Source organism: Bacteroides sp. HPS0048, from assembly GCF_964240755.1.
Lineage (GTDB): Bacteria > Bacteroidota > Bacteroidia > Bacteroidales > Bacteroidaceae > Bacteroides > Bacteroides nordii.
Window position 1 is genome coordinate 21,335 of sequence record NZ_CAXSVC010000049.1, and the last position, 6,935, is coordinate 28,269.

A 6,935-nucleotide genomic window follows, 5' to 3' on the forward strand; every position below is an offset into this window, starting at 1 on the left:
CCGATAAAATATTCTCGATAAGATAGCAGAATAAACGAATATTGGTAATATTGTAATTTTTTTGTAATGAATGAGGATCTGATATTGCTTGAATCTAATATTATTTGTAAATGATGATTGATTGAGGTTGATCTTTACGAAGTAATGAATGACCATATGGTTACTTTTAAAAAGAACAGAAGTCATTCATATGACAGATGGTTTAATTTTGTGAAAATGGAAATGATTGTAACTATTTGGTGTAATTTCAAGATGTTTTCAGAATTTGCTTCTTATCTTTGTATCTTAAATTTTTCATAATGTACGAAGGAATATTGAAAAAATATAGTTTGTTTTTATTGTTATTGTGCTACATGGCTCCCATTTTGTATGCACAGTCTGATGATTTTACAACATGGACTACAATGAAGGTTAGTCATAAATTTACTTCCCACTTTACAATGACGGGAAAAATGGAACTGCGTACAAAAGATTCGATGAAAACGATGGATCGTTGGGGAACTTCATTATCAGGATCTTATCAACTGTTCCCATTTTTGAAAGCAGAAGGTGGTTATGAATTGCATCATCGTGATAGGGGAATAGAAGGGTGGAAATACCGACATCGTTATAATCTGGGAGTCACGGGAAGTGTGAAGTGGCAACGGATGAAGTTTTCACTCAGAGAGCGTTTTCAACAGACCTTTTCGGATGGAAATGCAGAAAATCGATTACGTTCCCGGTTAAAAGTAGGTTATGAGCCGAAGAAGGGGATTTTTTTGCCTTATTTCTCTGCTGAATTGTATCAGGCAATTGGGGGGGCGGCTTTTTTTGATGTGGCACGTATGCGATACAGACCAGGTGTGGAAATTGAAATTTCCGACAAGTGGTCATTGGATGTTTTTTATTGCTATCAATATGAACCAGATAAGAGTAAGCATATTGTAGGGATAGAATGCAGCTTTGCATTCTGAGAAGCTTCACCACAAGAGTAACACTGAGTTTCACAGAGTACTATTTATCAGTTTTAGATATTAAGAACAAAAGAACATATTATTTACATAACCCGCCTTTAAGCTCTTATCTCAGCTTTTTGTTCTTATGTCTAAAAAACTCTGTGAAACTCAGTGTTACTCTGTGGTGAGATGACTTTTCAATTGAGCTATAAAATATAAATCAGACTGATCCCCAGCTTTGTGGGGCCGAAATAGTTTTTATGTCCACTATTTAATTTAGAACCACAGTCGCGGCAATTATAGCGATCATAGCTGACACGTGCATATCCTACACCGATAGTGGCCTCCATACTCCATCTTTTTTTCAATATCCAGTGATAACCGTATGAAATGCCGGCTCCATAAAGATTACCCTGATAACGGTGATCTTTTAAACCCGGATAGAGTCCAAATGGTAATTTTATTCCTTTAGCGTTGGATTCGGCATAATGTGCATGTATACCGAAAAAAGAACCATTAAATGTCTCGCACATCCAATAACGTAGTTCCGGCTGCACAAGCCAGTGTTTGAACTGTTTGTTGCCATTGAATTCCCATGGATTGTAGTTACCCGATATATCGAGGGTGAGTTTGGAGTCTAGTGCTACTTCCACTCCCAGGTTAAGAGAAGTGGTAGCATCGTAAAGCAGATTACTCTTTATTCCTACTACCTGACTATATATATTGCAGGAAAGTAGGACGAATGTTAATAATAGGAAGTTTTTTTTCATCTGTTTCTGGTTTTATTCAATATTTAGTTACTGCACTCCAACTACCCGATAAGGTCAGATTATCGACTCCTAATAACGGGAGGTTAATAGGTACGGATACAACGATATTCCCTATTAATCCCTTTACAACTCCATTAAGTAGCGGACCAAGTACAGGTATACCTGTTAATATGCCATTTAGATTGGCTATATCTCCCAACCGGACCGATAGTGTCAATGAATGATTACCATCTGTCTGTGCCGTATATGATTTCAGACCCAGATCTACAAATGAATAATCAGCTTTATATCTGTAATTAGTTTCAACAATGGCTTGTATAGGATCTGTGATATCAATAAATGCTCCGTTTAATAATAAAGAGCTGTCTATGATCTGATCAACAACTAACCCAGAGATGAGCCCCTGTTTAATAACGTTTATACGACGTACATCAAATGTTCCGTTGAATCCTTTGATAAGTATATCCTTTTCGTCATATACACTACCTCCGGTGAAAGTATATCTGAAACGCTGGTCGCCGGTATAATAGTCTTTTATCTTCAGATTGAAATCCATTGTCTTAGGAAAATTCCGAATGGTAACAATGGCTGTATGTGCCTCATTTGTGGCCCATGGATTTAATAAGACCCCCAAACCTGCCAAGGCTCCTTGCTGGTTGGCATTTCCGGTCAGTGCCATTCCTATCTGATTGGTAAGTTGCTGCAATAATAATGCATGGAGAGCACTGGTGACAGGAACCAACAGGGCATTCTTTACAAGATTGACTGCTCCGTCCAAACCTCCTACAACTGCATATACTGCATTGCCTACAACGCCTAAATCCAATGCCGTTTTCAATAATCCGGGAAGTGCCCCATTGACAGTGGTTTGAATAAGATCATCATATTTCATTTGAGTGATAATATTATTCTCCAGTTGGTTCAATGCAGTTTGGGCGTCCACAAAATTACGGTGTAAATTCAGCATGCTAATGATTCTTTGCAATAATACGGTGGGTTGCGGAGAAGCATCAGAAAAGTTGATTTTTGCCCAGTAATATTCAGAGGTATCGGTAAACTCTGCATTGGGCAGTACAATCCGGGCATCAGCCAGAGTCGTTTTATAATTAGTCAGTACTTCAGCATAACTGGTGTTACCTCCCGTTCCGGGGATGGGAAACATTGTTTTTTCTACGTTTGCGAGAAACACAGCTGTATATTGTCCTTTTGGCAACGTGTCTTTGACAGCACTAAAAGGCCACGTTGGAACAGGGTTGACGGGCTGAAGCACTACTTTCTCTTTTATATATTCTCCTGTGGATTTATATATTACATAGCGGAGATGCCGGACTCTTCCATCAGGTCCGGTTACTGCCGCACGGGTAACGTCGTCTTGTCCGGGCGAAAAGCTTACAACAAAATAACCTTCAGGAACATTTTCTTCTGTTTCAGTTGGTGTTAGTTGTATCTCTTCAGTATCTTTCTCACATCCTGCAAGCAGAAATAGAGAGAGTATACTTGTTGTTATGAATAGAGTTGTTCTCATCTCCGTTTTGTTTTAATAGTTATATAATTCCATCCCAGGCATTATCGTCCAGATTAATGGTTCCGGAAAGGATAAAAACCAGGCCGCTGTTGGTAAAATTACCAGTTATCTTTACCCAATGATTAGGAGAAAAGGTAATCCGGTTACCCGAAACTACATTGGGTTCATTGGTTATCTGCATCGTATAACGTTGAGGTATACCTCCATAAGTGACATCCAGATAGAAAAGTGTTTTTCTTGCATCCGGTATAGCCAGTATGTATTGGTTGAATTTCACTTTTCCGGCTATAGGTGTCCTACTACCGATAAGTTTGCTACTGGCGTCGCCGGCTGTTTGCCACAGAGTTGGTATACCATCGGTAGCACGACTTGCGGTTACCAATTGTTCGGCGGTTAATGAAATAGAAGTGACATAAGCCGGAATATTGGTTATATCCAGTGTAAAGCCACTGACAATGCGTTTTAATGTACCTTTGATACTGTTGACTTGCTCTGGTTTGAAGCTGGTTCCTATCAATTTCCCTTTCATATGTCCCTCACTTATGCAGGTGAAAAATTCCGGAACGACAGTAGGCAACATTGGCTGTAGGTGAAAGTTTGCGAGTGTCACGGGTGTTGTAACCGATCCGATACTAAAGCTCCGGGATGGGTTACTTTGATTCGTAAAATCAAAGTCATTTCGATTGTATCCTATGATTAGTATCTTATAGGTTATTGCCGGTGTGAGAGTAAACTTTGTCACTACATTCGGGAAAGTGGCTACGTCAATCTGTTTTGCTGAACCGTATACAGGAATGAAATTAGCATCATCATTAGTCAGCCCTTCATTCGTCTTACGGAAAGGCAATATCAGGATACGGTTTACTGAGGAAGCAACATCTCCTGGTGCACGGGAGAATACCTTATAGTCTCTGATATTGAGTTCTATGGGTATTGTTTCCGTGGAAGCTACTCCGATAGCTTCGTCCTGAGAGCATGCACTCATCAGGACAGCTATCAGAGTGACTATAAGACCATAAATATGTTTTATACTATCCATTCCTTTAGGATTATTTTATTGTATGATCAGGTTATGGATAAGTTCCCAAGCGGGACTGATGGTTATGACAATGTTCTGGTCGGTCAATAAGTCGATAGGATCATCGTCATCTCCCGGGTCATCGGTACCACCGTTTACATTTCCTGCCTGTGCCTTCATTCCGAGAGAATAGAAATGATTTGCCAGAATGTTAAAGGTTGTTACACCACCAGTGTCTTTTACACTCCATGTTTTGATAGCGTTTCCATTGGCTTCGTATAATCCGAGTGTAAGCGTAACAGAACTGACCGGCATGAAATAAGAACCACTCAGCTGAGAGTTGGCAACCTTTACTACGCCTTGTGCAGAGAGGTTATTACCTGTGTATATTCCATTGGTAACCGTTTGTCCGGAGAGATTGAGATCAATAATATTATAAGCAGCCGGACTTGTGTTGACTCCCACACCATTTGTCAGATTCACTTGCTGGTTGGAATTGCTTGCGCTAAGACGAAGGAACGTTACTGTTTTTCCATCTAAGATTTGAGGTACATTTTTGAAGTATCCCAAAACGCCTGCTACTTTACGGGTCATTTCAATGCTCACACGACTACCTTTATCCAGTACTTGTGCAGTAGTAGTACCTGAAAAAATCTCCGATTCATTTCCACTTTGAGCAATTGTTGCCATCATGCTGGAGTAAGATTGCCCTGCAGAAGGAGATGTAACAGTAAACTGGTCCGCGGCATCGCGTCCAACGGCCAAGAATTTGTAATCACCTGCAGGTAGTTTATCACCCTCGGCCACTACGTAGCGTTTGAATGTAGTACCATCTGACCATCCGCTAATATCGTATGTTTTAGCGTATACATAGTCGGAACCATTATTAGAGAAAGCATAAACCGAGACACGGGTGACGTGCTGGGTGGCTTCCTGACTGTAGACATTCCCACGGCTCATACCGTTGTTCAGCTTATTTACAGTTGAGATGTCGAAGACTACACTTCCTTCGGGGATGCTATTGTCAACAACCGGTGAAGGGTCATCACTCTCGGAGCATGCGAACAGAAAAGCGCTCGCCATTGCAAGAAACATTAATTTTTTCATGATGTAAAGTTTAATTAAAATGAATAGATAGAAAAACAGATTATTTAATATCAAGATGATGGATCATATTCCATTCACCATTGATGAATGTCCATATTTCCCAGGCATTGCCTGGTGCATCATAGTCTACGGCAACAGCTGATATCTCATTACGACGTATCGTTATGTCCATTGGCGGGACAGTCAGAACCGGTGTAGCCGCACGACTATTTGTAAAAAAGTTCAAGTCTAATTTTGTAGAGTTTCCCTGAGGGGTGGGGGCTACAAAAGTTTCGTTGATTGCTTGGGCTCCTGTTGTTTTCTGTATGTTCGCATTCCCTTGATAATTGAGAAGTACATCTGTTGATTGATATACAGGAGAAAGTTTCAGGCTCATTTGAGCAACTTCGGTGGGGAAATTACGACAGAATATAACTAATTTACCCTTTGCTCTTTCCAATTCCAGGGTTTGTTCCTGATTTTGTGACAGGATTGTGAGTCGGGCATATCCGGTATATATATCGGTGTGTTCCAATCCGTTTTGATGGAGGATTCCTAAAGGAATCTCTTTTGTTATATTTCCCCAGACAGATAGTTCGTATTTTCCTTCGGACAAATCGTTGAAGGAAAGAGAGAAGTCCGGGGTGTTTCCTACTGGTACTATTATATCAGACTGACGTACTATCTGACCGGTAGTTGTGTTGGTCAGAATATAACAGATTGTTCCGGAGAAATGAGTGAAAGGCTGTGCGGAGTCTTCGGGGGACAGTTCGCTGAATTGTGCTATATTGAAATAGTTAGTATCTTTAATGACTAACTTTACAACTAACTGAGGTGGGCACTCCGGTAGGGTATCCTTGATGCATGAACTGGTAATAAAAACCAGTAAAACTACCATGCAGAAACTATGTGCTCCTCTACTCATAACGTCACATTTTTTTATATTACTAAATATTATAAAACAGAATTGCCAAAACATTTGGTTCCCGGGTATGGTAACCTTATGACAGCCCTGGAGTGATTCTCAGGCGTTGTCATGAGAGAACATAAAGCGTTGAGATTTGTTTTCGAAAACAGGATTATTTTTATGGTTAAAAAATGATAAGGATAAAAAGCTTCATAAAATAGTGGATAATTGCTGTTTAAGATGGCTTTTTCTTTATAAACGATGTGGTAATACATTGATCGGTTTTGAGTGTATTTTACCACAGAGTAACACGGAGTTCCACAGAGTTTAAATCTTTATTGAAACGCAGATTTTCGCAAAGGGAAACAAATGTATGATAAATAACTACAGTCTTTTAATCTGTGTTTATGCGATCATCCGCGTTTCATCAGATAAATAGTACTCTGTGAAACTCTGTGTTACTCTGTGGTGAGTTTTACTCATTTCCGTATTAGTAACGAAGATTATGCCCCTATCTTTTCGGTAGTGGAAGTAGCCCTAAACGGCATCAATCCCTTTGCCCGGTATTGTACTTTGTCTTTCTCAGAAAGGAACGTTCTCTTCCCCGGTGCACAGTCTTGTTTTACATGTACATGTAAAACAAGACTGTGTACCGGGAAACAGGGCCGACGCATTAAAATGCGCTGTCCTGTAA

Annotated in this window: 7 protein-coding genes; 1 reads left to right on the forward strand and 6 read right to left on the reverse strand. The window is 40.0% G+C overall.

Annotation, left to right across the window (positions count from 1 at the left end; all coding sequences use genetic code 11):
• Nucleotides 1-299: 299 nt before the first annotated feature.
• A complete protein-coding gene (locus tag ACESQI_RS22605) occupies nucleotides 300-953 on the forward strand; it encodes a DUF2490 domain-containing protein (RefSeq protein WP_007484882.1) in 654 nt (217 codons plus the stop codon).
• 188 nt (nucleotides 954-1,141) lie between these two features.
• Here the strand turns inward: ACESQI_RS22605 and ACESQI_RS22610 are convergent, their stop codons facing one another.
• The 6 genes from ACESQI_RS22610 to ACESQI_RS22635 all read right to left on the reverse strand — a co-directional run.
• Complete coding sequence (locus tag ACESQI_RS22610) at nucleotides 1,142-1,705, reverse strand: DUF3575 domain-containing protein (RefSeq protein ID WP_373127251.1); 564 nt, start codon at nucleotides 1,703-1,705, stop codon at nucleotides 1,142-1,144.
• 16 nt (nucleotides 1,706-1,721) lie between these two features.
• Nucleotides 1,722-3,230 carry a hypothetical protein gene (locus ACESQI_RS22615; protein ID WP_373127253.1) on the reverse strand — a complete coding sequence of 503 codons (1,509 nt, stop codon included), beginning with the start codon at nucleotides 3,228-3,230 and terminating at the stop codon, nucleotides 1,722-1,724.
• 19 nt (nucleotides 3,231-3,249) lie between these two features.
• A complete protein-coding gene (locus ACESQI_RS22620) occupies nucleotides 3,250-4,269 on the reverse strand; it encodes a hypothetical protein (protein WP_007484887.1) in 1,020 nt (339 codons plus the stop codon).
• 15 nt (nucleotides 4,270-4,284) lie between these two features.
• A complete protein-coding gene (locus ACESQI_RS22625) occupies nucleotides 4,285-5,355 on the reverse strand; it encodes a FimB/Mfa2 family fimbrial subunit (protein ID WP_256143191.1) in 1,071 nt (356 codons plus the stop codon).
• A 40-nt stretch (nucleotides 5,356-5,395) separates the two neighbouring features.
• Entirely contained in the window at nucleotides 5,396-6,259 is an 864-nt protein-coding gene (locus ACESQI_RS22630; RefSeq protein ID WP_320908447.1) for a hypothetical protein, read from the reverse strand.
• Nucleotides 6,260-6,744: 485 nt separating this feature from the next.
• Nucleotides 6,745-6,935, reverse strand: a 191-nt coding sequence (locus ACESQI_RS22635; protein WP_373127256.1) for a hypothetical protein, incomplete at its 5' end; no start/stop codon positions are given.